The organism is Cellulosimicrobium sp. KWT-B, assembly GCF_002127155.1.
In the GTDB taxonomy this organism is placed as follows: Bacteria; Actinomycetota; Actinomycetes; order Actinomycetales; family Cellulomonadaceae; genus Cellulosimicrobium; species Cellulosimicrobium funkei.
In genome coordinates this window covers 552965-575950 of the sequence record NZ_NEDO01000002.1, presented here as the reverse complement: position 1 = coordinate 575950, position 22986 = coordinate 552965, and the positions used below count along the sequence as shown (strand labels likewise).

Genomic DNA, 22986 nt, shown 5'->3' with positions numbered 1-22986 from the left:
GTCTCCGGGGTCAGCCGAGCGTGGCCCGGACGGCCTTCGCCGCGGTGACGAGGTGCTCGAGCGACGGCACGGTCTCCTCGTAGCGGCGGGTCTTCAGGCCGCAGTCGGGGTTGACCCAGACGACGCGCGGGTCGATCGACTTCACGGCGAGCTCCAGCAGCTCGGTGACCTCCTCCGTCGAGGGCACGCGCGGGCTGTGGATGTCGTAGACGCCCGGCCCGATGCCGCGCGAGTACCCGGCGTCGCGCAGCTCCGGCACGATCTCCATGCGCGAGCGCGCCGCCTCGACCGACGTCACGTCGGCGTCGAGGCCGTCGATCGCGCCGATGACCTCGCCGAACTCCGAGTAGCACAGGTGCGTGTGGATCTGCGTCGCCGCCTCCACGCCCGACGTCGCGAGCCGGAACGACCCGACGGACCAGTCGAGGTACGCCGGCTGGTCCGCGCGGCGCAGCGGCAGGAGCTCGCGCAGCGCGGGCTCGTCGACCTGGACGATCCCGATGCCGGCGGCCTCGAGGTCCGCGATCTCGTCGCGCAGCGCGAGGCCCACCTGGTTCGCCGTGTCGCCGAGAGGCTGGTCGTCGCGCACGAACGACCACGCGAGGATCGTCACGGGCCCGGTGAGCATGCCCTTGACGGGCTTCTCGGTGAGCGACGCCGTGTACGCGGACCACTCGACCGTGATCGGCGCGGGCCGCGTCACGTCGCCCCACAGGATCGGCGGGCGCACGCAGCGCGACCCGTACGACTGCACCCAGCCGTTCGCCGTGACCGCGAACCCGTCGAGGTGCTCCGCGAAGTACTGCACCATGTCGTTGCGCTCGGGCTCGCCGTGCACGAGGACGTCGAGGCCCAGCTCCTCCTGGATCGCGACGACGCGCGCGATCTCCTCACGCATCGCGGTCGTGTAGTCCGCGTCCGACAGCTCGCCCTTCGTCCACAGCGCGCGGGCGCGGCGGATCTCCGGCGTCTGCGGGAACGAGCCGATCGTCGTCGTGGGCAGCGGCGGCAGGTTCAGGCGCTCCTGCTGCGCGGCCGCACGCTCGGCGTAGTCACCGCGCGCGAAGTCCGCGTCGGTCAGCGCGGCCGCACGCTCGCGCACCGCGGGCACGACGACGCCGCTCGCCTCCGCGCGCGACGCCACCGCCGCGCGGGACGCCTCGATCTCCTCCGCGACGGCGTCGCGACCCTCGGTCAGCGCGCGGGCGAGCGTCGCGACCTCGCCGACCTTCTGGTCCGCGAACGCGAGCCAGTCGCGCAGGCGCGGGTCGAGCGTCGTGCCCGACGCCGTGCCGGGCTCGGCGAACGTCTCGTCCTCGACGTCGTGCGGCACGTGCAGCAGCGACGTCGACGTGCCGACGGCGACCGCGCCCGCACCGAGGCTGCGCGCGGCGGTCAGCGTGTCGAGCTTTGCCGAGAGGTCGGCGCGCCACACGTTGTGCCCGTCGATCGCGCCGACGACGAGCGTCTTCGTCAGGAGGTCGTCGTAGGGCGAGTCCGGAAGGTCCGCACGGACGGCGTCGATCGCGATCGCTTCGACGTCCGTGCCCGCGAGGGTCGCCAGGAAGTCGAAGGTCGCGCCGTCGCCGTCCGGCGACGTCTCCAGCCCGCCGAACGGCGTGGCGACGAGGATCGCGGGCCGCGCGTCCTGCGCCGAACCAGGGGTTGCCGCCGGGTTTGCGGACGAGGCCGCCGAAGACCCCGGGCTCGGCACCGGGCGGAGGTCGGTCGCGAGGGCGCGGTACGCGGACCCCACGGCGGCGGCGAGCTCGGTGAACGGCACGTCGACCGAGTCGGTGACGAGGATCGGCTCGTCGAGCTGGACCCACGGCGCCCCCGCCGCGGCGAGCGCGCGCAGCAGGTCGGCGTAGGCGGCGACGACGTCGTCGAGGCGGTCGAGCGGCGAGTACCCGGCGGGCGCGTCGTCCGCGGCCTTGGACAGCGCCAGGAACGTCACCGGCCCGACGACGACGGGCCGCGTCACGACGCCGGCTTCCTTCGCCTCGACGAACTCGCGCACGACGCGGTCGTCGACGAAGCGGATCGGGGTGTCCGGGCCGATCTCGGGGACCAGGTAGTGGTAGTTCGTGTCGAACCACTTGGTCATCTCGAGCGGGGCGTCGTCCCCCTGGCCGCGCGCCACGGTGAAGTAGCCCGCGAGGTCGAGGCGGCCCGCGTCGTCGGTCAGCGGCGCGAACCGCGACGGGACCGCCCCGAGGGCCGCGGCGACGTCGAGCACCTGGTCGTAGAAGGAGAACGAGCCGGGGACGGACGCGTCGTCGGCGCCGAGGCCGAGGTCGACGAGCCGGCGCACGGTCGCGAGGCGCAGCTCGCGGGCCGTGGCCTCGAGCTCCTCGGCCGAGGTCTTGCCGGCCCAGAACGCCTCGACGGCCTTCTTCAGCTCGCGGCGGCGACCGATGCGCGGGTAGCCGAGCACGGTGCCGGCGGGGAAGCCGACCGGGTTCTGGGTAGGGGAGTGTACGGAAGTGGCCATGATCGAAACCTCTTGCTGGTCCGGAGGACCGGTCAGACGGGCGCGCCGTGCGTGGCGGCGCTCGTCGTGGGCAGGGAGGTGCCGGTGACCCACGGCCCGCTGGCCAGGTCCGGGACGAGCGGGGCGGCGGCGGCGCTGGCGCCGCCCCCGGTCCCGACCGACCCGCCGCCGAGGTGGACACCCTCGAGCAGGTCAAGAGCGGCGCGGTGCTTGTTGAACGTGTACACGTGCAGACCGGGCGTGCCCGCGTCGAGGACGCGCTGCGCGAGGTCGACCGAGTACGCGATCCCGTAGGCGTGCTGCGCCTCCGGGTCGGGCAGGGCGTCGAGCGCGTCCAGCAGGTGCTGGGGCGGGCGCACGCCCGTGAGCTCCTCGACGCGACGGAGCCGCGCGGGCTCCGTCGTGGGCAGCAGCCCGGCGAGGATGGGGATCGTCACGCCGGCCGCGCGGGCCTCGGCGACGAAGTCGGTGTACGACGACGCGTCGTAGAAGAGCTGCGTGATCGCGAAGCTCGCGCCGGCCTGCTGCTTCTGCCAGAGGCGGCGCACCTCCTGGGCGCGCGTCGTTCCGGCGGCGGGGTTGCCGTCGCAGAACGTCGCGACGGCGATCGTCAGCGGCCGGGCCGCGCCGCGCAGCGCGACGGCCGGGTCGGACGCGCAGCGCGACGCCTCGACCTCGCGCAGCAGGGCGACGAGCTCGGTCGACGACCGGACGCCGTCGGGTGCGGGCTGCCAGTCCGGCTGGTCGCGCGGCGGGTCGCCCCGCAGCGCGAGGAAGCTCCGCACGCCCTCGTCGAGGAAGTCGGTGATGACCGACTCCACGTCCTCGCGCGACGCCCCGACGCACGTGAGGTGCGCGATCGGCAGCACGGGCGTGCCCTGGAGCAGGCGTCCGACGACCTGGCGCGCGGTCGCGCGGTCGGTGCCTGCGGCGCCGTACGTCACGGACACGAAGTCGGGGTGCGTCGCGACGAGACGGCGTGCCGTCTCCCAGAACTTCGGGGCCGCGTCCGGTCGGCGCGGGGGCATGAGCTCGAACGACACCGTGGGTCGAGGACGGCCCGGACGGTGCGCGAAGGATGCCTCTGAGGTCATGCGTCACTCCATCGACCCTGGCGTTAGCACCTTTGTCCTCGGGAGGCTTCCGTCGGCGGGTTGCTGCGGTGTCGTCGAGCCAGGACTCTCGACCGCTCTGGATGGTTGCCACGATCCTACGACCCATCCGACATGCGGTCGAGAGCGCCCGCCAGGTGAGATGCGGAGGGTCGTCGGCGCTCCCGGTGCGACGAGTCTCAGGCCCGACGGCGCTCGGGCACGTGCAGACGGCGGAGGAACCGGTCGGTGCGCAGCGGCGGGCCGCGCCGGTCGAGGAGCGACACGACGACGACGGTCGCCGTCGCGAGCGGGATGGTCCAGGCGGCGGGCTGGGCGAGCAGGGCGCGCACGACGCCGGGGACGCCGTCGGCCGTGTCGCCGGACGGGCTCCCGTACCCCGCGGCGACGAGCGCGGACGACGCGAGCAGCGCCGTCGCGCACAGGACGGCGCCCACGACCATGCCCGCCACCGCGCCGCGCGCGGTGAGGCCGCGCCACCACACGCCGAGCAGGATCACGGGGGACAGGGCGGACGCGGCGAAGACGAACACCGTCCCGACGCTCGTCACGAGGCCCTGCGGGATGGTGACGAGCGCGAACGCGAGCGGGATGAGCGTGCACGCGACCGCCGACCAGCGGAAGGACCGCACGGTGCCGCCGAACAGGTCCTGGCTCACGACGCCCGCCAGCGCGACCACGAGCCCCGACGACGTCCCGAGGAACGCGGCGAACGCCCCGGCGACGACGAGCGCGGCGAGCAGCTCGCCGCCGAGCCCGGGCACGAGGCGGGTCGGCAGCGTGAGGACGACCGTGTCCGCGACGCCGGGCGCCGCGAGGTCGGGCGCGACGACCCGCGCCACGAGCCCGAGCGTGCTCGACACCATGTAGAACACGCTGATCATGACGAGCACGACGACGGTCGTGCGGCGAGCCGAGCCGCCGTCGGGCGAGGTGTAGAAGCGCACGAGGACGTGCGGCAGGCCGGTCGTGCCGAGCAGGAGGGCGAGCAGGAGCGAGACGGTCGCGTACGCGTCGAGGCCGCCCGGCCCGGCCTCGTGGGGGAACACGGCGCCGGGGTCGAACGTGACGACGGCGCCGCCAGGCTCGAACGCCCCGCCGAGCGCCATGAGCACGAAGACGAGCGGCACCGCGAGGGCGGTGAGCTTGACCCAGAACTGGAACGCCTGGACGAACGTGATGGAGCGCATCCCGCCCGCGGCGACGACGGCGCTCACCACGACCGCGATCCCCACCGAGCCGACCCACGGCGGCACCGCGGCCACGCTCGTGATGACGAGCGCCGCCCCGTGGAGCTGCGGCACCACGTAGAGCCACCCGATGACGAGCACGAGCACGCTCGTCACGCGGCGCGCGACCACGGAGTCGAGCCGGGCGTGCACGAAGTCGGGGATCGTGTACGCGCCGCTGCGCCGCAGGGGGCCCGCGACGAACAGCAGGACGAGCAGGTAGCCCGCCGCGTACCCCACGGGGAACCAGAACGCCTCCGCGCCGGACAGCAGCACGAGGCCGGAGAGCCCGAGGAACGTGCCCGCGGACAGGTACTCGCCGCTGATCGCCGACGCGTTCCAGACCGGCCGCACGGTGCGCGACGCGACGAAGAAGTCGCTCGTGGTGCGCGAGATCCGCAGGCCGTAGAACCCGATGAGGCCGGTCGCGAGCAGGAGCAGCGCGATCGCGACGAGGGGCAGCGCGCTGGTCACGGCGCACCGCTGTCGTCGGGGCCGGGCTCGTCGGGCCCGCCCGCGCCCTCGGCGAGCGCGCGGTACCGGCGCTCGTTGCGCGCCGCCGCGACCGCGAACACGACCGCGAACGCGACGATCACCGGGTAGAAGCCGTACGCGTGCACGAGCCACGGCAGCGGCACGCCGAGCAGCACGACGTCGTCCAGCGCGGGCACGCCGCTCATCGTCACCGTGAGCAGCGTGACGACCGCGAGGAACGACGCCACGCACGCCAGCCCGAGCCGGAGCTGGGCCCGCACGAGCCCGCGCGTGTAGGCGGTCGCGGCGTCGTCCGGCTCGCCGGTCCGCGCCGTGCCCGACGGCGCCCCGCCCCCCGGGGCGGCGCCCTCGCCGGGGCCGGGGCGAGGGTCGGGGCTTGCGGCGGGGACGTCCGTGGACCGGACGCGCACGCGCGCGTCCCGCCGCGGGTCGGTGCCCGTCACGGCGCGCCCCGGTGCGGCCCGAGGAGCGCCTCGCGCACCGCGGGCACCATGCGCCGGCTCACCGGGACCTCGTGCCCGGCGACGACGAGCGCGGGCTGCGCCCCGCCGAACCGCGCCGCGGTCACGGCCGCGCGGTCCACGAGGTACGACCGGTGCACGCGCAGGAACCCCGCGGGCGCCCACCGCTCCTCGAGGTCGGAGAGCGGCTCGCGCACGAGGAACTGCTCGGTGTCCGTCACGAGCCGGGAGTAGTCGCCCTGCGCCTGCACCCACCGCACCGCGCTGCGCCGGACGAGGCGCGTCGTCGTGCCGACCGTCACGACGAGCGTCTCGTCGGCCGGGGCCGCACCGCCCGCCGGGTCGCCGGCAACCGGTGGGGGAGCGGCGGCGCTCGCGGGCGGTGCCGCCGCGTCGGTCGCGGGAGCGCGCCCCGCCGCCGTGCGCTCCGCGACGCGCTCGACGACGCGGTCGACGGCGCGCGTGAGCCGCTCGCGCCGCACGGGCTTGAGCACGTAGTCGACGGCCTCGACGTCGAACGCCTCCAGCGCGCGCGCCTCGTCGGCGGTGACGAACACCACCGCCGGGCGGTCGGCGAACCGCGAGAGCGCGCGGGCGAGGTCGAGGCCGGTCAGCCCCGGCATGTGGATGTCGAGGAACGCCGCGTCCACCGTGCGCGACGAGAGCTCGCGCAGCGCCTCGGAGCCGCTCGCGACCCCGCGCACGGTGCGCACGCGCGGGTCGCGGCGGAGCAGGGCCACGAGCTCGTCGAGCACGGGACGCTCGTCGTCGGCGACGAGCACGTCCAGCCCGACGGCGTCCCCCGCCCCGCCGGGGACGCCACCGGCCGGAGCCGGGTCCGGGGTGGTCACGGCACGCTCACCTCCGTCTCGTGCAGCGGCTGCGACCGCGGGACGCGCAGCCGCACGAGCGTGCCCGAGCCGGGCGCGGTCTCGATGTCGAGCGCGTGGTCGTCGCCGTAGAGCTGGCGCACGCGCGTGTCGACGTTGCGGAGGCCCACGTGCGTCGTGTCGCGCGACGTGAGGAGCTCGCGCACGACGGCCGGGTCCATGCCGACGCCGTCGTCCTCGACCGTGATCTCCGTCTGGGTGCCCTCGTCGCGCGCGGTGATGACGATCGTGCCGCCGTGCTCGCGCGGCTCCAGGCCGTGGCGCACCGCGTTCTCGACGAGGGGCTGGACGGAGAGGAACGGGATGACGGCCGTCAGCGACTCCGGCGCGATCTGCAGGGTGACGGCGAGGCGGTCGCCGAACCGGGCGCGCTCGAGCTCGACGTAGGAGTGGATCGAGCGCAGCTCGTCGGCGAGGGTCGTGAAGTCGCCGCGCCCGCGGAACGAGTAGCGCGTGAAGTCGGCGAAGTCGAGCACGAGGTCGCGCGCCCGCTCGGGGTCGGTACTGATGAACGACGCGATGGCACCGAGCGCGTTGTAGACGAAGTGCGGGCTGATCTGGGCGCGCAGCGCGCGCAGCTCGGCCTGCGCGAGCGCCGTGCGCGACGCCTCCAGCTCGGCGAGCTCGAGCTGCGCCGCGCACCACTGCGCCACCTCGCCCGTCGCGCGCACCAGCGGCGGCCGCACGGTGTCGGCGAACGCCACGACGACGCCGGCGACGCGCCCGCCCGCGACGACGGGCGCCCCGACGGCGTCCTCGACGTCGCCGCTCTCGACGTGGCGCCGTCCCGACGCGAGGACGCGCTCGGCGACGCGCCGCGCGTCGGGCTCGAGCGTCGAGCTCCCGTCGAGGGCGACCGCGCCGTCCGCCGTGACGACGGCGAGCGCGTCGGCGCCGAGGAGCTGGCGCAGGGAGCGGGCCGCGCGGCCGACGTCGTCGCCGTCGAGCCCGTCGCGCAGGTGCGTCGCGGCGCGCGACGCGAGGTGGAGGGTGCGGAACGTCGCCCGGTCGGAGTCGCTCCCGAGCTCGCGCGACCCGCGTGCGAGCCGCCAGGCGAGCACGAGCCCGAGGGTGAGCAGGACGCCCACGACGAGACCGGCGGCGGCGCCGGCGAACACGGGCCCGGACATGCAGTGATCGTATCCAGCGCGGCGTCACCCACCCCGGTGGGGCAGATAAGGTTAGGCAGTCCTATCCCATGACGAAGGAACCTCCTGTGCCGATCTCCCGGACCACGTCGAGCCCGCGCGTGCGCCGCAGCGTCACCACCACCGCCCTCGTGCTCGCCGCGACCCTCCTCGCGGCGTGCTCGTCCGACCCCGAGCCCGCGGCGACCGGCGCGCCGGCGCCGGACGACACCGCGGCGGGGTACGCCGTCGAGCACGCGCGGGGGACCGCCGAGCTCGACGCGGCGCCGCAGCGCGTCGTGACGCTCGAGCCCGTCGAGACGGACACCGCCGTCGCGCTCGGCGTCGTCCCCGTGGGCGCCGCCGTGCTGAGCGTCGAGGCGGGCGTGCCCGCGTACCTCGGCGAGGAGGCGCAGGCGATCGAGGTCGTCGGCACCGTGCCCGAGCCGAACCTGGAGGCCATCGCGGCGCTCGAGCCGGACCTCATCCTCGGCACGGAGTCGCGCCACTCCGACCTGTACGACCAGCTCGCGAGCGTCGCGCCGACCGTCTTCATGGCGACCCAGACCGACCCGTGGCAGGAGAACGTGCTCCTCGTCGGGCGCGCGCTCGGCCGGGAGGCGGACGCCCAGGCCCTGCTCGACGCCTACGACGCGCGGTGCGCCCAGCTCCAGGAGGACTACGACGTCTCCGGGACGGCGCAGCTTCTGCGCCCGCGCGACGGCATCGTGTCCGCGTACGGGCCGCGGTCGTTCGCGGGCAGCACGCTCGAGTGCGTCGGGTTCACGACGCCGGAGCAGGAGTGGGGCGAGGACATCTCCGTGGACCTGTCCCCGGAGCGCGTGACCGAGGCCGCCGCCGACCTCGTGCTCGTCTCGGCCGCCGACCCCGACGACGCGTCCGCGGTCCCCGCGGAGATCCCGCTCAACGCCGCGTCGTTCCCCGACGTGCGCGTCGTGGACCAGTCCTTCTGGATCAGCGGCGTCGGGCCGCTCGGCGGGCAGGCCGTGCTCGACGACGTCGAGCGCTTCCTGCAGGACCGTGCCAGCTCCTGACGCGGCGGCCGGGGCCCCGGCGACCGCCGGGAGCCCGGCCGGGTGCCGGTTCCACCGGTCGCCCAACGTGCTCTTCCCGACGACGGTCGCGCGCGTGCACGACGTCGGCCCGCGCCTCGTGCGCGTGACGCTCGCCGGGCCGGACCTGGCCGTATGCGCCGACGTCGGGCTCGACCAGCGCGTGAAGATCCTGCTCCCGGGGCCCGGCGCGGACCGCCTCGCGCGCCGGGCGCGCCTCGCGGACGAGAGCACGTGGCGCCGCGAGTGGTCCGGACTCGACGACGACGTGCGCCCCGTCATGCGCTCGTACACGCCCGTGGCCGTGCGCCCGGAGGTCGCCGAGGTGGACCTCGACCTGTACCTGCACGAGCCCGCGGGCCCGGCGAGCGCCTGGGCGCGGCGGGCGGCGGTCGGGGACCGCGTCCTGCTGTCCGCGCCGCACGCGCGGTTCGGCGTGACCGACCACGGCACGCAGTGGGACCCGGGGCCCGCCGTCGGGCACGTGCTCCTCGTCGCGGACGAGACGTCCGCGCCCGCGGTGCGCGGGATCCTCGCGAGCCTCGGCCCTGACGTCCGGGCCGACCTGCTCGTCGAGGCCGACGACCCGGCGGACGCCCCGCTCGGGGACGTGCCCGCGACCGTGCGCGTCGAGCACGTGCCCCGCCTGCGACGCCGCGGCGCCGAGCGGGCGGTGCTGGGCGCCGTCCGCGACTGGGCCGCCGTGCACGGCCGGTCCGCGGCCTCCGCGGGCGACGGCTTCTACGCGTGGTGCGCGACGGAGAGCGCCACGGTCGCGCGCGTCCGGGCCGAGCTCGTGGCGGCGGGCGTGGCCCGCTCGCGCGTGCACGCGCAGGGCTACTGGCACGACCGCGCCCGGCCGGACGCGGCGGTCAGACGAGGAACGCGACCATGACGACGAACGCGACCAGGAAGAACAGCAGCACGCCGAGCCCGACGAACAGGCCCAGCGCGACCGGGTGCGCCTGACGCCACGGCACGAGCCGGGGGTCCATCGCCCGCAGCTGCGCGGGCGTGACCGGCTGGTGGACCGGGTTGAGCGGGACGCCGCGGTGCGCGAGGTCGAGCGCGACGGCCGAGAGCTGGTCGCGGTCCCACATCTGTCCGACGAGCAGGGCGAGGCGCTTCGTCGGCCCCACGACGATGAGGTGGTGCGTCGGCGTCATGCCCCCGAACCCCATGCTGTCGACCGTGACGACGCGCTCGATCTCGGCCACCGTGAACCGCCGCGGCCGGCCCCAGCCCTGGACCGTCACCGACCCGTCGCCGAACGTGACGCGGGAGCGGTCGGTGAACCGGCGCGCGAGCACGTACGTCAGCGGGATCATCGCGAGCACGACGCAGGCGTAGCCCAGCGCGAGGGCGAGGTTGCGCGTGCTGATCCCCAGGGAGACCGCCGTGAGCCCGAGGATCGGCACGAGGACCGCGGCGAACGTGAGGTTGGCGCGCACCACGCGGCGCTTGGCGTCGTCGTGCAAGGTCAGCTCCGTCACGGGCGGCATCGTCCCACGGCACCGCGCCCTCGCGCCGGGCGGCCCGCCCGGGCGGTGCAAGGTTCGCCCACCGGGCGACACGATCGAGACATGACCCGACGACGTCCCCCGCGCAGGACGACGGCCCTCCCGGTGCTCGCCGTGGCGCTCCTCGCCTCGTGCGCCGGACCGGGCGCCGACGCGCCCCTCCGCCCGGGGGAGACGGCCGGGCCGGCGCCGACGACGGCCGCACCCTTGCCCGACGGCACGGCGCCCGCCACCGCGGGCGACCTGGTCGGCCGCTGGCAGCCCGGCACCGACTATGCGACCGACCCGCACGTCGTCCTCGCGGAGGACGGCTCGTGGACCGGGACCGACGGGTGCAACGTCGCGGACGGCACCTGGCGAGTCGGCGCCGAGGGGCGCCTGGTCGTCACCTCGGGCGGGCACACCGAGATCGGCTGCGAGGGCGAGCCGGTGCCGTACCTCCTGGCACTCTCCGCCCGCGCCGGGCTCGACGGTGACGTGCTCGTCCTCGTCGACCACGACGGCGTCGAGCTCGCGCGGCTGGAACGGGGCTGACTCTCGTAGCGCCCGTCCTGGGCTACCGGTAGGCGTCGGCAGATCGTCATGCCCGGGTAGGTACGGGTGCTCAGGAACCGCGGAAGAGGCGCTTGCGCGACCGCGGGTCGCCGGGGGAGCCGGCGGGCAGGTCGTAGGCGCTCGTCCACACCGGGACGTCGTCGGGCGGGAGCGCCCCGGCGCGGACCGCGGCCTCGTGCAGGTGCCGCGCGACGGCGCCGAAGCTCTCGCGGCACGAGAGCTGGCCCTCGACCAGGGAGAGCGTGACGACGGTCCGGTGCGCGGCGCCGTCGGGCTGGACCGTCGCGACGGCCCGCCCGTGGGAGAAGAACGCCGCCGCACGCGGGGTGACGAGGCGGAGCACGTCGAGGTCGTCGAGGAAGAACGCGCGGGCCGCGCCCCCGACCTCCCACAACGACGCGCCCTCGCGGTGCGCGGTGCCGGACGCCCGGCGCTTCCAGCGCAGCGCGCCGAACGCAGCGGCGACCCACCCGGCCGCCGTCTCGGGGTCGGTCGCGAGCACGAGGGTGCACGCGGAGAACGTCCCCCGCGGCGGGTCGGACGTGATGCGGACGGGAGGGCGAGCCACGCCCGTCACCGTAGCCCGTGGGGGTCGCGCCCCTCGCCGAGGCCGGCGAGCGCCCGCAGCAGCACGTCGTGACCGGACCGTGCGGCCCCGGGCAGCCAGGCGGCGAAGACCGCTCCGAAGGCGAGGGGGAGGAGCGCGACGAGCCACGCGACCCCGTTCTGGTAGACGGCGCCGAGCGTCGCGATCCCGGCGGTCGCGGCGAGCCAGATCGCCACCAGCACGAGGTCCAGCCCGCTCGGGGCGACCGTCCCGCGCAGGCGGACGCCGTCGGGCTCCTCGGTGAGCCGGGCGCGCAGCACGCTGTGCCCGCTCGCGTGCGCGCCGGGGGCCCAGCGGCGCGCGACCAGCACGTCTTCGCGCACGCGGACCCGGACCTCCTGCCCGCGGCGGGGCAGCTCCGCGGCGCGCCGCCGGACGTCGGCGGTGGAGACCCGCGGCAGGAGCAGGTCGAAGGGGACGCGGAGCACGGCGCCGAGCCTAGGCCGTCAGCAGCAGCGCGACCCCGGGTTGGCGTCCTGCTCGGCGTGCCGCATGCGCCAGAACTCGCGCTCGGTCATGACGACGCCGCCCGGGTGCACCGCGCGCTGGTGCGCGGCGTAGGTCGCGTACGCGTCGTCGCCCATCACCTGCCGCACGTACCAGCGGACGTGGACCGCGCCGTCGCGCACGCGGGCCGCGGCGGTGCGGAGCCCCGCCACGACGGTCGCGCGGACCGTCGTGGCGGGACCCTGCGTCCCCTGCCGCACCGTCACCGGTGCCCCGTCGCGGCAGGGCGCTTCTCGGGCGGCAGCGCCGCCCACTCCTTCTGGATCGCCTTCTCGGCCTTCGTCGCGAACAGGTCGGCCGGGGCGAACCGACGCGACGCGACGGGCGGGTCCTCGTGGTTGGCGCCGCCGCCGTCGCGCAGCGCCTTCGCGGTCACGAGGACCGACGCGACGATGACGACGATCGCGAGGACGACGAACACGATCGAGAGCGTGCCCTGGACGAACGTGTTGCGGACGACCGCCTCCATCGCCTCGACCGAGCCGGCGGTGCCGAACGACGTCTCGCCGGCGGCGAGCGCGTCCTTGAACGCGTTGTGGTTGGCCCAGTACCCGACCGCGGGGACGGGGGAGAAGATCTTCTCGATCGACGCCCAGATGGTGATGACCGCGGTGAACGCGAGCGGCGCCGCGACGATCCACAGCCAGCGCTGGTAGCTGCGCCCGCGCTTGGCGACGATCGCCAGCACGACGGCGAGAGCGATGGCCGCGAGGAGCTGGTTCGCGATGCCGAACAGCGGGAAGAACGTGTTGATCCCGCCGAGCGGGTCGGTGACGCCGAGGTAGAGGATGCTGCCCCACCCGGCGACCATGATCGCGGTGCACAACCACACGCCCGGCCGCCACGTGACGTCGCGGAACTTCGGCGACACGTTGCCGAGGGTGTCCTGGAGCATGAACCGCGCGACGCGCGTGCCGGCGTCGACGGCGGTGAGGATGAACAGCGCCTCGAACATGATGGCGAAGTGGTACCAGAAGCCCATCATCGCGGTGCCGCCCACGAGCTGCTGCATGATGTGCGCGAGGCCGAGCGCGAGCGTCGGGGCGCCGCCCGTGCGGGACACGATCGACGGCTCGCCGACGGCCTCCGCGGTCGACGTGAGCATGTCCGGCGTGAGGTTGACGCCCATGAGGCCGAGCCCGTTGACGAACGCGACCGCGCCCTCGACCGTGCCGCCCGTGGCGGCGGCGGACGAGTTCATCGCGAAGTAGATGCCGCGGTCGATGGAGATCGCGGCGACGAGCGCCATGATCGCGACGAACGACTCCATGAGCATGCCGCCGTAGCCGATGAAGCGCGTCTGGCGCTCCTTCTCGACGAGCTTCGGCGTCGTGCCCGACGCGATGAGCGCGTGGAAGCCGGACAGCGCGCCGCACGCGATGGTGACGAAGAGGAACGGGAACAACGCCCCGGACACGACCGGGCCCGTCTCGCCGCTCGCGAACTCGCTGATCGCGGGCACCGTGATCTCGGGCCGCACGACGATCACCGCGACCGCGAGGACGACGATGACGCCGACCTTCATGAACGTCGAGAGGTAGTCGCGGGGCGCGAGCAGGAGCCACACGGGCAGGACGGCGGCGACGAAGCCGTACACGATGACGCCGACCGCGATGGTCGTGCGGTCGAGGTGGAAGAGCTCGGCGCCCCACGCGGTGTCCGCGATCCAGCCGCCACCGACGATCGCGGCGAGCAGCAGGACGAAGCCGATGACCGAGACCTCGGTGATCTTCCCGGGCCGGATGTACCGCAGGTAGACGCCCATGAACAGCGCGATGGGGATCGTCATCGACACGGAGAACACGCCCCACGGGCTCTCGCCGAGCGCGTTGACGACCACGAGCGCGAGGATCGCGACGATGATGATCATGATGAGCAGCGACGCGACGATCGCGGCGGTGCCGCCCACGCGGCCGAGCTCCTGGCGCGCCATCTGGCCGATGGTCCGCCCGCCGCGGCGCATGGAGAAGAACAGGACGAGGTAGTCCTGCACCGCGCCGGCGAGCACGACGCCGACGATGATCCAGATCGTGCCGGGCAGGTAGCCCATCTGGGCGGCGAGCACCGGGCCGACGAGCGGGCCCGCGCCGGCGATCGCGGCGAAGTGGTGGCCGAACAGCACGTGCCGGTCGGTCGGGACGTAGTCCTTGCCGTCCTCGCGGGCCTCGGCGGGCGTCGCGCGGCGGTCGTCGGGGCGCGTGATGTAGCGCTCGATGACCTTGGAGTAGAAGCGGTACCCGATGAGGTACGTGCACACGGCGGCGAACACGAACCAGATCGCGTTCACGGTCTCGCCGCGGACGACCGCGAGCATGACCCACGCGATGCCGCCGAGCAGGGAGATCGCGGCCCACAGGGCGATCTTCTGCGGCGTCCAGCGGGTGCGCGCCTGTGCCCCGGGAAGCTCCTCGGGCACCGCGGTGGGGGGCAGGGACGGGTCCGGCACGATCTCCGGGTCGTCGTCCGCGGCGTTCCGCGCCGCGCGGGTGTCTGTCGTCATCGAGCCTCTCCAGGGTCGCGTCGTTGCGGTCCGACCACGGAAGGCTAGGAACCGCGGCGGACCGTGATCCACGTCACGACGGCGGGCGGTCGAGGTGTGCGACGAACGGTGGTCGGTGTGCGACGAACGGCGCGTTCGTCGCGCGTGGTGGTGCTCGTCGCGCTGTCCTGGGCACGTGCCGCCGGGCGGGCGGCGTCGCCGCGCGGACCCCTGAGCGGAGGGCTAGTGTCCTGCCGTGGCCGACGACGGCGCGGAGGGCAAGGGCGGCAGGTCGTTGCGGGAGACCGTGACGGTCGTGCTGCTCGCCGTGACGGCCGTGCTCACCGCGTGGAGCGGGTTCGAGGCGAGCAAGTGGGGCGGCGAGATGTCGATCGCGTTCTCGCGCGCGTCGACCCAGCGCATCGAGGCGTCGACCCAGCGTGCGCACGCCGACACCGCCCGGTCGATCGACCTGCAGGTCTTCAGCCTGTGGCTGGAGGCGTACGCGACCGGGGACACAGAGCTGGAGGAGTTCACGCGCGCGCGGTTCACCGACCACTTCCGGCCCGCGTTCGACGAGTGGCTCGCGTCCCGCCCGCTGCAGAATCCCGCGGCGGCGCCGAGCCCGTTCGCGCTCGACACGTACGTCCCGCCGGGAGAGGTCGAGGCCGCCGCGGCGGACGAGCGGGCCGACGCCCTCTTCGCGCAGGCGCTCGTGAACAACCAGCGCGGCGACAACTACACCCTCACGACCGTGCTCTTCGCGCTCGTGCTGTTCTTCGGGGCGTTCGCCGGCCGGTTCCGCTCGGAGCGCGCCTCGTGGGCGATGGTCGGGCTCGCGTGCGTGGTGCTCGTCGTGGGCGTGGGCTTCCTCCTCACCTTCCCCAAGATCGTCTGACGCCGTCGGCCAGGGCCCGCGCCGGCTCGTAGCCTGGGGCGGTGCAGACGCTGACGACGCCCCGACTGACCCTCCGCCCCTGGCAGCCCGACGACGCCGACGCCGTGCTCGACATCTACTCCCGCTGGGACGTGATGCGGTACGTCGGGACGACGCCGCGCGTCCTGGAGCACCGGGACGAGGCGCTCGCGCGCGTCGCCGCGTGGGCGGAGGTCGACGACGGCACGCACGGCGTCTGGGCGGTCGTCCCGCGCGAGGACGACGGCGCCGGTCTGCCCGACGGCGCACCCGTGGGGACCATCCTGCTCAAGTCGATCCCGGCGTCGGGCACGGGCGAGCCGCTGCAGCCGTCGGGCGACACGGAGATCGGGTGGCACTTCCACCCCGCCGCGTGGGGCCGCGGGTATGCGTCGGAGGCGGCCTCGGCCGTCCTCGCGCACGCGTTCGCCCGCGGCCTCGACCGGGTCGTCGCCGTGACGCACCCCGACAACGCGGCGTCCCAGGCGGTGTGCCGCCGGATCGGCATGACCCCCCGCGGCAGGACCGACGCGTACTACGGCGTGACGTGCGAGCTGTTCGACGTCACCGCGGCGGAGGGGGCGCGGGCGGCCCGACCCGCGTGAGGCGGCGGACCGCGCCGAGGACGTCGACGTCGTCGTGCGGCTCGGTGTCGAGCGCGCGGTGGATCGTCATGCCCTCGATGAACGCGTCGAGCACGCGGCACGTCGCGGGGTCGAAGTGGCGGCCCAGCGCGGCGCGGCTGCGACGCATCCAGTCGTTGGTGAGCGTCCGGTAGGCCGGGTCCCGCGCCGCGAGCGTGTAGAGCTCGTGCGACAGGACGAGGTCGCGCTGCGTCGCGAAGACGTCGTGCGTGATGAGCGTCGTGACGGCCTGGACGGCCTCCTCGGGCGTGCGCGCGTCGCCCATGCGGCGCTCGAACTGCGCGGCGGCCTCGCGCGTGAAACGGCCGAACGCCTCGCGCAGCAGGTCGTCCATCCCGGCGAAGTGGTACGTCATGGAGCCGAGCGGGACGTCGGCCGCCGCCGCGACGCGCCGGTGCGAGGTCCCTTCGACCCCGTGCTCCGCGATCACGTCGAGGCACGCGTCGATGATGCGGTCGCGGCGCTCCGGGTCGTGGCGGCGCGCGCGGCCCGTCGGGCCGGGGGGCGCGGGGGTCTCGGTCACGGCTCAGATGTTCTCGCGGATCACGCGCGCCGGGTTGCCGACGGCCACGACGTTCGCGGGCAGGTCGCGCGTGACGACGGACCCCGCGCCCACGACGGTGTTGTCGCCGATCGTCACGCCCGGGCACACGATGACCCCGCCGCCGAGCCACACGTTGTCGCCGAGGGTGATGGGCTCGGCGGCCTCGAGCTTGTCGCGCCGCGGCTGGGGGTCGACGGGGTGCGTGGGGGTGAGGAGCTGGACGTTCGGCCCGAGGAGGCAGTCGTCGCCGATGGTGATCGCCGCGACGTCGAGGGCGGTGAGCCCGGAGTTGACGAACGTCCGGTCGCCGAGGTGCACGTTGCTGCCGAAGTCGACCGCGAGCGGGGGCTTCACCGACGCGCCCTCGCCGAGCGAGCCGAGCAGGTCGGTGAGGATCGCGCGGGCGCCGTCGTCGTCGCCGTCGAGCACCGCCCGGTGGTAGGCGTCGACGAGGCGCAGGCCGCGCTGGACGCCGCGCGCGATCTCCGGGTCGTCGGCGACGTAGAGGTCTCCTGCGGCCATGCGCTCGTAGCTGGTGCGGTCGTCGCCGGCGAAGTAGTCGGTGGTCATGCGTTGGTCTCCTGGGACTCGAGGGTGCGGTCGTGGGGGGCGGGGTGGTGCGGCGAGCTGGTGGCGCGGCGCGGTGCGAGGACGCCGGCGAGCAGCACGACGACGACGCCCGCGAGCGGGAGCACGAGCAGGCCGGTCCGCAGGCTCGTGGCGTCGGCGACGAGCCCGACGATCGGCGGCGACAGGAGGAACCCGAGCCGCATGAGCCACGAGACGAGCGTGAGACCCGTGCCCGCGCGCAGCCCGGGGAGCTCGTCCGCCTGCTGCATCGCGGCCGGGACGAGGGTCGCGACGCCGAACCCGGCGGCGGCGAACCCGGCGATCGTGCCGGGCACGGAGGGGAGCGCGAGCGCGAGGCCCGTGCCGAGCGCGACGAGCGCGCCCCCGGTCCGGGCGACGGCGCGCTGGCCGAAGCGGTCCACGAGGCGGTCGCCGACGAGGCGCCCGACGAACTGGGCGCCGACGAGCGCGACGAAGCCGGCGGCGGCGAGCGTCGCGGGGGCGCCGAGCGACCCGGACAGGTAGACCGCGGCCCACGTGCTGCCCGCGTCCTCGACGAGGGTGCCCGCGACGGCGACGAGCACGAGCGCGGCGAGGACGGCGGCCGTGCGGGCGCGGGACGCGCGCGCGAGTGCTGCGCCGGCCCCTGCGGGTTCCGCGCCTGCCGGGGCGCCGGCCGGGGTCGCGGCGGTCTCCGCGGCGACGGCGTCGGGAGCCTCGCCGTCGAGCCCGGGCAGGCACCAGCGGAGCGCGACGAGCGCGACCACCGCGAAGAGCGAGCCCGTGATCGCGAGGTGGACGCCGAGGGGCAGGCCGAGCGCGATGGCGGCGGCCGCCATGCCGCCGCCCACGACGGCGCCGACCGACCACAGCGCGTGGAAGCCGTTGATGATCGAGCGGCCGTACCGGCGCTGCACGCGCAGGCCGTGCGCGTTCTGCGCGACGTCGGTGAACGCGTCCATCGCCCCCGCGGCGAACAGCGCGACGACGAGCAGCGGCAGGGCGGGCGCCAGGCCCGCGAGCAGCAGCCCGGCCGCGGTGAGCACGGTGCCGGCGACGGCGACGCGCGCCGACCCGAACCGGCGGACGAGCGCCGCGGCGGCGAGCCCGGCGGTGATGGCCCCCGCGGGGAACGCTGCGACGGCGAGCCCGTACGTGGCGTTGCCCAGGTCGAGCCCGGCCTTGATCTCGGGGTACCGCGGCACGAGGTTCGCGAACAGCGCGCCGTTGGTGAGGAACAGCGCGGCGACGGCGACCCGCGCGCGCCGGACGTCCGGCGCCGGGCGCGCGAGGGTGGGAGACGGCATGCGGACGATCGTACACACGATGTGTACGGACGTACACATCGCGGGTCAGCGCCCGGCGAGGAGCCTCTCGGCGAAGGCGTCCCACTCGGCGACCAGGTCCACCGTCGTGGGGGAGCGCAGCCAGCGGAGCTGCAGCCCGTCCATCGCGGCGAGCGTCTCGCGGGCCGTCGTCACGACGGCGGCGCCCGGGACGCGGTCGGTGCGGGCCGCGCGGGAGAACAGGTCCATGACCCATTCCTCGCGCTGCTGGAAGTAGGCGTAGGCCGGGTGCGACTCGTCGAGGGACTCGCCCTGGAGCACCGTGTACAGGCGCACGATCTCCGGTTGGGTGACGTTGCGGGCGACGAGCGCGGCGCACAGGTCGCGGAGCCCGACGGGCAGCGGGTCGTCATCGATGGCTGTCACGGGGACCGCGAGGCGCTCGGCGAGCGCGGCCATGTCGACCGCGTCGCGGTGCTCGAGCACCGCGACCAGCAGGCCGTCCTTCGACCCCGCGTGGTGCAGGACCCCGGCCTCGGTGATGCCGCAGTCGAGCGCGACGTCGCGCAGGGTGAGGCCCCAGAACCCGCGCTCGGCGATGAGCCGGCTCGCGGACGCCAGGATCTGCGCGCGGCGGTCTGCCGCGGCCATGCGCGTGCGGGGTCGTGCGCTCCAGGGGGCTGTGGTCATCGCTCCTCGTCGGGTCGTCGTCCGCCACTCTACGCCGGGGCGTCGCGGCAGGTCAGGCGAGTGGGAGGGCTCGCGGCGGTGAGCCGGAGCGTTGCCCCGGGACGAAGGTCCCCTTGCTCGGGCGGCTGCCACGACCTATCTTACTGAACACCTACTAGGTACTCAGTACCACTCACCACTCACGGACGAGGTGTGCAGGATGACGAGCGAAGACGCCGCTGGGACGACGACCGTCCCGACCGACACGGGGGCCTTCGGCCTCGCGACCGACGAGGTGCGCGCAGGCGCGGACCCCGTCGCCCAGGCCCAGGGCCTGTACGACCGGCTCACGGAGGACGAGCGGCTCTGGCTCCTCGACGGGGACCTGGAGTTCTGGAAGGGGATGCGCTCGTTCGTGGAGGACGGCTACAACGTCTTCCCCTACGTGATGGGCGCCGTGGACCGCCTCGGCATCCCCGGGATCCGGTTCGTCGACGGACCGCGCGGGTGCGTCGTCGGCCGTTCGACGGCGTTTCCGGTCTCCATGGCGCGCGGCGCCACGTGGGACGTCGAGCTCGAGGAGCGAGTGGGGCGCGCGATCGGGGCGGAGATCCGCGAGCAGGGAGGCAACTTCTTCGGCGGAGTGTGCATCAACCTGCCACGCCACCCGGCGTGGGGCCGCTCGCAGGAGACGTACTCCGACCAGCCCGTGCTGCTCGGCGCGCTCGGGGCCGCGCTCACGCGCGGCGTCCAGCACCACGCCATGGCGTGCATGAAGCACTACGCGCTCAACTCGATGGAGAACGCGCGCTTCACCGTTGACGTCACCGTCGATGAGGCCACGCTCCACGAGGTCTACCTCCCGCACTTCAAGCAGGTGTCGGACGCGGGCGTGGCCGCCGTCATGAGCTCCTACAACTCGGTGAACGGCGAGTGGGGCGGGCAGAACCCGTACACCCTCACCACGGTCCTGCGGGAGGACTGGGGCTTCGAGGGCACCGTCGTCACGGACTTCATCTGGGGCATGCGCGACGGGGCGAAGGCGCTCGCCGCCGGGCTCGACGTCGAGGCGCCGTTCCACCAGCAGCGCGGCGCGTGGCTGCGCGACGCCCTCGACGACGGCCACGCCACCTGGGCGGACGTCGAGCGCGCGGGCGTGCGCATCCTGGCGACACAGCTCCGCCACCACGCCGGGCGTGACGCCGACGAGCCGCGCGGCACCGTGGTGAGCGCCGAGCACGTCGACCTGGCGCGCGAGGCGGCGCGGCGCGCCGTCGTGCTCCTCAAGAACGACGAGGCGTCCGGCGCGCCCGCGCTCCCGCTCGATCCGGCCGCCCTGCGTCGCCTGGCCGTCGTCGGCCGGCTCGCGGACGTCGCCAACACCGGTGACCACGGGTCGTCCGACGTCCGGGCCCCGTACGTCGTCACCGCGGTCGAGGGCCTGCGCGCCGCGCTCCCGGAGGCCGAGATCGTCACGGCGGACCCGGAGCGGGGTGCCCCGGCGGCTGCGGACGCGGCCCGCGGTGCCGACGCGGCCGTCGTCGTCGTCGGGTACACCGCGGCCGACGAGGGTGAGTTCGTCGACGGCTCCGTCGCGACGCGCGAGGACCTCCTGCGCCTCTACCCGGACCCGGTGGACGACGCCCAGCGCGCCGACCGCGACGCCGTCATGGCCGCGATGGGCCAGGGGTTGAGCGTCGTGGGCAGCGGGACCGCGGGCGGCGACCGCCGCGACCTGCACCTGCGGCCCGAGGACGTCGAGACCATCCGTGCGGTCGCGGCGGCCAACCCGCGCACCGTCGTCGTCGTGGTCAGCGCCGGCGCGGTTCTCATGGAGGAATGGGTCGACGACGTCCCGGCCGTCCTGCTCGGCTGGTACGCCGGCATGGAGGGCGGCAACGCGCTCGCCGACGTGCTGCTCGGCGCCCACAACCCGTCCGGGCGTCTGCCCTACCCGATCCCGGCGTCCGAGGACCACCTCCCCCCTCTCGACATCGACGCGACCGCCATCACGTACGACCGCTGGTACGGGCAGCGGCTGCTCCAGCGCGACGGCGTGGAGGCGCTGTTCCCGCTCGGCCACGGGCTCGCGTACACGACGTACGAGGTGACGCGGATCGACGTCGGCCGGCTCGACCGTGCCGCTGGCCACGCCGAGGTGCGCGCGACCGTGCGCAACGCGGGCGACCGGGACGGCCGCCACGTCGTCCAGGTGTACGGCTCACGGGCCGACGGCGACCGTGCGGGCGAGCGCGAGCTGCTGGGCTTCGCCGTGGCGGACGTCCCGGCGGGGTCGAGCGTCACGGTGCCGGTGGCGCTCGACCTCACACCCTTCGGGCGCTGGGACGAGCGCACCCGAGCGGTCGTCGTCGCGGCGGGGCCGGTCGTGCTCGAGGCGGCGTCGTGCTGGGGCGACGCGGGCGCGGCACGGGCGGAGGCCGAGCTGTGACCGTGACCGGGCCCGGCGCCGTCGCGCCAGAGGCCGTCAGCGAGTGGTCCGGCACCGTCGAGGACGGTCAGCAGCCGCGCCGGCCGCTGCGCGTCGGCGTCGCCCTCGCGCTGGGCGTGGTGCTGTGGCTCGGCCCCTACCTGGGCGTCAACGCCGTCCTGCTCCCCGCGCGCGTCGCAGAGATCGCTCCGGCGAACAAGGAGGCGGTCGTCGCGCTCCTCGCCACGAGCGCGATGGTGGTCGCCACGATCGCGAACATCCTGTTCGGCGCGCTCTCCGACCTCACGCGCTCGCGCTGGGGGAGGCGCACGCCGTGGATCGTCGTCGGGTCGGTCGCGTCCGCGGCGATGCTGCTCGTCGTGGGCTCGGTGCGCAGCGTCGGGCTGCTGGTCGTCGCGTGGTGCGTCTACCAGTTCTTCCTCAACGCGATCGTCGCGCCGCTCATCGCCGTGATCTCCGACCGTGTCGCCCCGCGTCACCGCGGCACGATCTCGTCCGTCTACGCCCTCGGGTACTCCGCGGGCCTCTACGGTGGGCAGATCGTAGGCGCGCAGTTTCTCGGCTCGCTCACCGGCGGTTTCACGGTCCTGGCCTGGCCTGACCCTGCTCTCGGGCCCGGTCGCCGCCCTGCTCATGCGCGAGGGCTCGAGCCTGGGCATGGCCCGGCGCCGACTCGACAAGCGGATGCTGCTGGACAACTTCTCGTTCCCCCGGCGCGGTGCGCGCGACTACTACCTCGCGCTGTTCGGGAAGTTCCTCATCATCGCCGCGACGTTCGCGATCTCCGGCTACCAGCTCTACATCCTCACGGACTACATGCGTCTCGGCGAGGACGAGACCTCGCGGTACGTCTCGCTGGTGTCCTTGTTCCTCATGATCACGGCGCTCGTGATGTCGGCCGTGGCAGGCCCGGTCTCGGACCGCCTGCGGCGACGGCGGCTGCCCGTCGTCGTGGCGGCCGTGCTCGTCGCGATCGGCGCGTTCGTGCCGTTCGTGTCCGCCGAGCCCTGGACGATGCTCGTCTACGGGCTCGTCGCCGGCATCGGCATGGGCGCCTTCAACGCCGTCGACCAGGCGCTCAACGTCGAGGTGCTGCCCAATCCGGAGACTGCCGCGAAGGACCTGGGCATCCTCAACCTCGCCAACACGGGCGGCCAGATCCTCGGACCGGTCCTCGCGGCCGCCGCGATCACGGCGCTGGGCTACCACGCGATGTTCCCCGTCGCGGCCGCGCTGGCCCTCGTCGGGGCGGTGCTCATCCTCCTCATCCGCTCGGTCCGCTGAGCGGGGAAGCCTGACGGCCCGGGTCGTGCGCCGCGTGCGGTGGCACGTGACGCACGGCCCCGGGGTGCGGCGGCG

Annotated in this window: 22 protein-coding genes, 1 pseudogene and 1 riboswitch; of the genes and pseudogenes, 8 read left to right on the top strand and 15 right to left on the bottom strand. The window is 74.8% G+C overall.

Translation table 11 applies throughout. The features are described 5' to 3' along the window. Positions 1 to 10 precede the first annotated feature (10 nt). The 6 genes from metE to B9L22_RS08715 all read right to left on the bottom strand — a co-directional run bounded on the left by metE (position 11) and on the right by B9L22_RS08715 (position 7811). Positions 11 to 2494 (bottom strand): 5-methyltetrahydropteroyltriglutamate--homocysteine S-methyltransferase, encoded by a 2484-nt coding sequence (gene metE, locus B9L22_RS08740; RefSeq protein WP_086150033.1) that lies wholly within the window; start codon positions 2492 to 2494, stop codon positions 11 to 13. Positions 2495 to 2526: 32 nt separating this feature from the next. Continuing rightward, a complete protein-coding gene (locus B9L22_RS08735) occupies positions 2527 to 3588 on the bottom strand; it encodes a methylenetetrahydrofolate reductase (protein WP_086150032.1) in 1062 nt (353 codons plus the stop codon). A gap of 5 nt (positions 3589 to 3593) precedes the next feature. Further along, a riboswitch (SAM riboswitch) is annotated at positions 3594 to 3696 on the bottom strand. Between the two features lie 89 nt (positions 3697 to 3785). Next, on the bottom strand, positions 3786 to 5309 hold the full coding sequence (locus B9L22_RS08730; protein WP_086150031.1) for a cation acetate symporter: 1524 nt from the start codon (positions 5307 to 5309) through the stop codon (positions 3786 to 3788). Then, positions 5306 to 5773: a hypothetical protein gene (locus B9L22_RS08725; RefSeq protein ID WP_086150030.1), complete on the bottom strand. Its 468-nt coding sequence runs from the start codon at positions 5771 to 5773 to the stop codon at positions 5306 to 5308. Before B9L22_RS08725 ends, B9L22_RS08730 begins: the two co-directional genes overlap by 4 nt. Beyond that, positions 5770 to 6579 carry a LytTR family DNA-binding domain-containing protein gene (locus B9L22_RS08720; protein ID WP_233139954.1) on the bottom strand — a complete coding sequence of 270 codons (810 nt, stop codon included), beginning with the start codon at positions 6577 to 6579 and terminating at the stop codon, positions 5770 to 5772. Before B9L22_RS08720 ends, B9L22_RS08725 begins: the two co-directional genes overlap by 4 nt. Before the next feature lie 59 nt (positions 6580 to 6638). Then, the gene (locus B9L22_RS08715) at positions 6639 to 7811 is read right to left on the bottom strand and encodes a sensor histidine kinase (RefSeq protein ID WP_086150029.1); all 1173 of its coding nucleotides are present in this window, start codon (positions 7809 to 7811) and stop codon (positions 6639 to 6641) included. Between the two features lie 86 nt (positions 7812 to 7897). Between B9L22_RS08715 and B9L22_RS08710 the strand changes: the two genes are divergently transcribed. Together B9L22_RS08710 and B9L22_RS08705 are read left to right on the top strand one after the other, a co-directional pair. Further along, positions 7898 to 8863 (top strand): ABC transporter substrate-binding protein, encoded by a 966-nt coding sequence (locus tag B9L22_RS08710; RefSeq protein WP_233139897.1) that lies wholly within the window; start codon positions 7898 to 7900, stop codon positions 8861 to 8863. Then, positions 8850 to 9776 carry a siderophore-interacting protein gene (locus tag B9L22_RS08705; RefSeq protein ID WP_086150027.1) on the top strand — a complete coding sequence of 309 codons (927 nt, stop codon included), beginning with the start codon at positions 8850 to 8852 and terminating at the stop codon, positions 9774 to 9776. The genes B9L22_RS08710 and B9L22_RS08705 overlap by 14 nt, the downstream gene beginning before the upstream one ends. On the opposite strand, the gene B9L22_RS08700 is transcribed toward B9L22_RS08705, so the two are convergent. Continuing rightward, a complete protein-coding gene (locus tag B9L22_RS08700) occupies positions 9754 to 10374 on the bottom strand; it encodes a hypothetical protein (protein ID WP_086150026.1) in 621 nt (206 codons plus the stop codon). The two genes, B9L22_RS08705 and B9L22_RS08700, sit on opposite strands and share 23 nt — an antisense overlap. 90 nt (positions 10375 to 10464) lie before the next feature. On the opposite strand from B9L22_RS08700, the gene B9L22_RS08695 reads away from it, so the two are divergent. Next, complete coding sequence (locus B9L22_RS08695) at positions 10465 to 10935, top strand: META domain-containing protein (RefSeq protein ID WP_143317193.1); 471 nt, start codon at positions 10465 to 10467, stop codon at positions 10933 to 10935. Between the two features lie 70 nt (positions 10936 to 11005). Here the strand turns inward: B9L22_RS08695 and B9L22_RS19980 are convergent, their stop codons facing one another. From B9L22_RS19980 to B9L22_RS08675, 4 genes are read right to left on the bottom strand one after another with little or no spacing between them, the layout of a single operon-like run. Continuing rightward, complete coding sequence (locus B9L22_RS19980; RefSeq protein ID WP_158097178.1) at positions 11006 to 11524, bottom strand: hypothetical protein; 519 nt, start codon at positions 11522 to 11524, stop codon at positions 11006 to 11008. Positions 11525 to 11529: 5 nt separating this feature from the next. Beyond that, positions 11530 to 11991 carry a hypothetical protein gene (locus B9L22_RS08685; RefSeq protein WP_086150023.1) on the bottom strand — a complete coding sequence of 154 codons (462 nt, stop codon included), beginning with the start codon at positions 11989 to 11991 and terminating at the stop codon, positions 11530 to 11532. 18 nt (positions 11992 to 12009) lie between these two features. Next, positions 12010 to 12276 carry a YbdD/YjiX family protein gene (locus tag B9L22_RS20625; protein WP_369824819.1) on the bottom strand — a complete coding sequence of 89 codons (267 nt, stop codon included), beginning with the start codon at positions 12274 to 12276 and terminating at the stop codon, positions 12010 to 12012. Then, positions 12273 to 14570 (bottom strand): carbon starvation CstA family protein, encoded by a 2298-nt coding sequence (locus B9L22_RS08675; RefSeq protein ID WP_021481587.1) that lies wholly within the window; start codon positions 14568 to 14570, stop codon positions 12273 to 12275. Before B9L22_RS08675 ends, B9L22_RS20625 begins: the two co-directional genes overlap by 4 nt. 235 nt (positions 14571 to 14805) lie before the next feature. Here B9L22_RS08675 and B9L22_RS08670 point away from each other — a divergent pair, with 235 nt between their 5' ends. Further along, positions 14806 to 15447: a hypothetical protein gene (locus B9L22_RS08670; RefSeq protein WP_086150022.1), complete on the top strand. Its 642-nt coding sequence runs from the start codon at positions 14806 to 14808 to the stop codon at positions 15445 to 15447. A 41-nt stretch (positions 15448 to 15488) separates the two neighbouring features. Next, positions 15489 to 16070: a GNAT family N-acetyltransferase gene (locus tag B9L22_RS08665; protein ID WP_021481589.1), complete on the top strand. Its 582-nt coding sequence runs from the start codon at positions 15489 to 15491 to the stop codon at positions 16068 to 16070. Here B9L22_RS08665 and B9L22_RS08660 read toward each other — a convergent pair. The 4 genes from B9L22_RS08660 to B9L22_RS08645 are packed head-to-tail and all read right to left on the bottom strand — an operon-like array spanning position 16030 to position 19199. Beyond that, positions 16030 to 16632: a TetR/AcrR family transcriptional regulator gene (locus B9L22_RS08660; RefSeq protein ID WP_086150021.1), complete on the bottom strand. Its 603-nt coding sequence runs from the start codon at positions 16630 to 16632 to the stop codon at positions 16030 to 16032. The genes B9L22_RS08665 and B9L22_RS08660 overlap by 41 nt on opposite strands. A gap of 3 nt (positions 16633 to 16635) precedes the next feature. Further along, positions 16636 to 17223: a sugar O-acetyltransferase gene (locus tag B9L22_RS08655; protein WP_061268962.1), complete on the bottom strand. Its 588-nt coding sequence runs from the start codon at positions 17221 to 17223 to the stop codon at positions 16636 to 16638. Continuing rightward, entirely contained in the window at positions 17220 to 18530 is a 1311-nt protein-coding gene (locus B9L22_RS08650) for an MFS transporter (protein WP_086150020.1), read from the bottom strand. The genes B9L22_RS08655 and B9L22_RS08650 overlap by 4 nt, the downstream gene beginning before the upstream one ends. A gap of 45 nt (positions 18531 to 18575) precedes the next feature. Further along, the gene (locus tag B9L22_RS08645; RefSeq protein ID WP_086150019.1) at positions 18576 to 19199 is read right to left on the bottom strand and encodes a TetR/AcrR family transcriptional regulator; all 624 of its coding nucleotides are present in this window, start codon (positions 19197 to 19199) and stop codon (positions 18576 to 18578) included. Positions 19200 to 19398: 199 nt separating this feature from the next. Between B9L22_RS08645 and B9L22_RS08640 the strand changes: the two genes are divergently transcribed. The 3 genes and pseudogenes from B9L22_RS08640 (at position 19399) to B9L22_RS20225 (ending at position 22911) form a co-directional block, all read left to right on the top strand. Further along, a complete protein-coding gene (locus B9L22_RS08640; protein WP_086150018.1) occupies positions 19399 to 21627 on the top strand; it encodes a glycoside hydrolase family 3 C-terminal domain-containing protein in 2229 nt (742 codons plus the stop codon). Continuing rightward, positions 21582 to 22181 (top strand): annotated as a pseudogene (locus B9L22_RS20735) (MFS transporter); the annotation flags it as partial. The gene B9L22_RS08640 and the pseudogene B9L22_RS20735, both read left to right, overlap by 46 nt. Before the next feature lie 103 nt (positions 22182 to 22284). Further along, positions 22285 to 22911 (top strand): MFS transporter, encoded by a 627-nt coding sequence (locus tag B9L22_RS20225; RefSeq protein WP_198947256.1) that lies wholly within the window; start codon positions 22285 to 22287, stop codon positions 22909 to 22911. Positions 22912 to 22986: the final 75 nt, after the last annotated feature.

Bases quoted from the DNA above. Each gene is read 5' to 3' on its own strand.
- metE (WP_086150033.1), bottom strand. From the start codon at position 2,494: ATGGCCACTTCCGTACACTCCCCTACCCAGAACCCGGTCGGCTTCCCC.
- B9L22_RS08735 (WP_086150032.1), bottom strand. From the start codon at position 3,588: ATGACCTCAGAGGCATCCTTCGCGCACCGTCCGGGCCGTCCTCGACCC.
- B9L22_RS08715 (WP_086150029.1), bottom strand. From the start codon at position 7,811: ATGTCCGGGCCCGTGTTCGCCGGCGCCGCCGCCGGTCTCGTCGTGGGC.
- B9L22_RS08695 (WP_143317193.1), top strand. From the start codon at position 10,465: ATGACCCGACGACGTCCCCCGCGCAGGACGACGGCCCTCCCGGTGCTC.
- B9L22_RS08675 (WP_021481587.1), bottom strand. From the start codon at position 14,570: ATGACGACAGACACCCGCGCGGCGCGGAACGCCGCGGACGACGACCCG.
- B9L22_RS08655 (WP_061268962.1), bottom strand. From the start codon at position 17,223: ATGACCACCGACTACTTCGCCGGCGACGACCGCACCAGCTACGAGCGC.
- B9L22_RS08650 (WP_086150020.1), bottom strand. From the start codon at position 18,530: ATGCCGTCTCCCACCCTCGCGCGCCCGGCGCCGGACGTCCGGCGCGCG.
- B9L22_RS08645 (WP_086150019.1), bottom strand. From the start codon at position 19,199: ATGACCACAGCCCCCTGGAGCGCACGACCCCGCACGCGCATGGCCGCG.
- B9L22_RS08640 (WP_086150018.1), top strand. From the start codon at position 19,399: ATGACGAGCGAAGACGCCGCTGGGACGACGACCGTCCCGACCGACACG.
- B9L22_RS20225 (WP_198947256.1), top strand. From the start codon at position 22,285: ATGGCCCGGCGCCGACTCGACAAGCGGATGCTGCTGGACAACTTCTCG.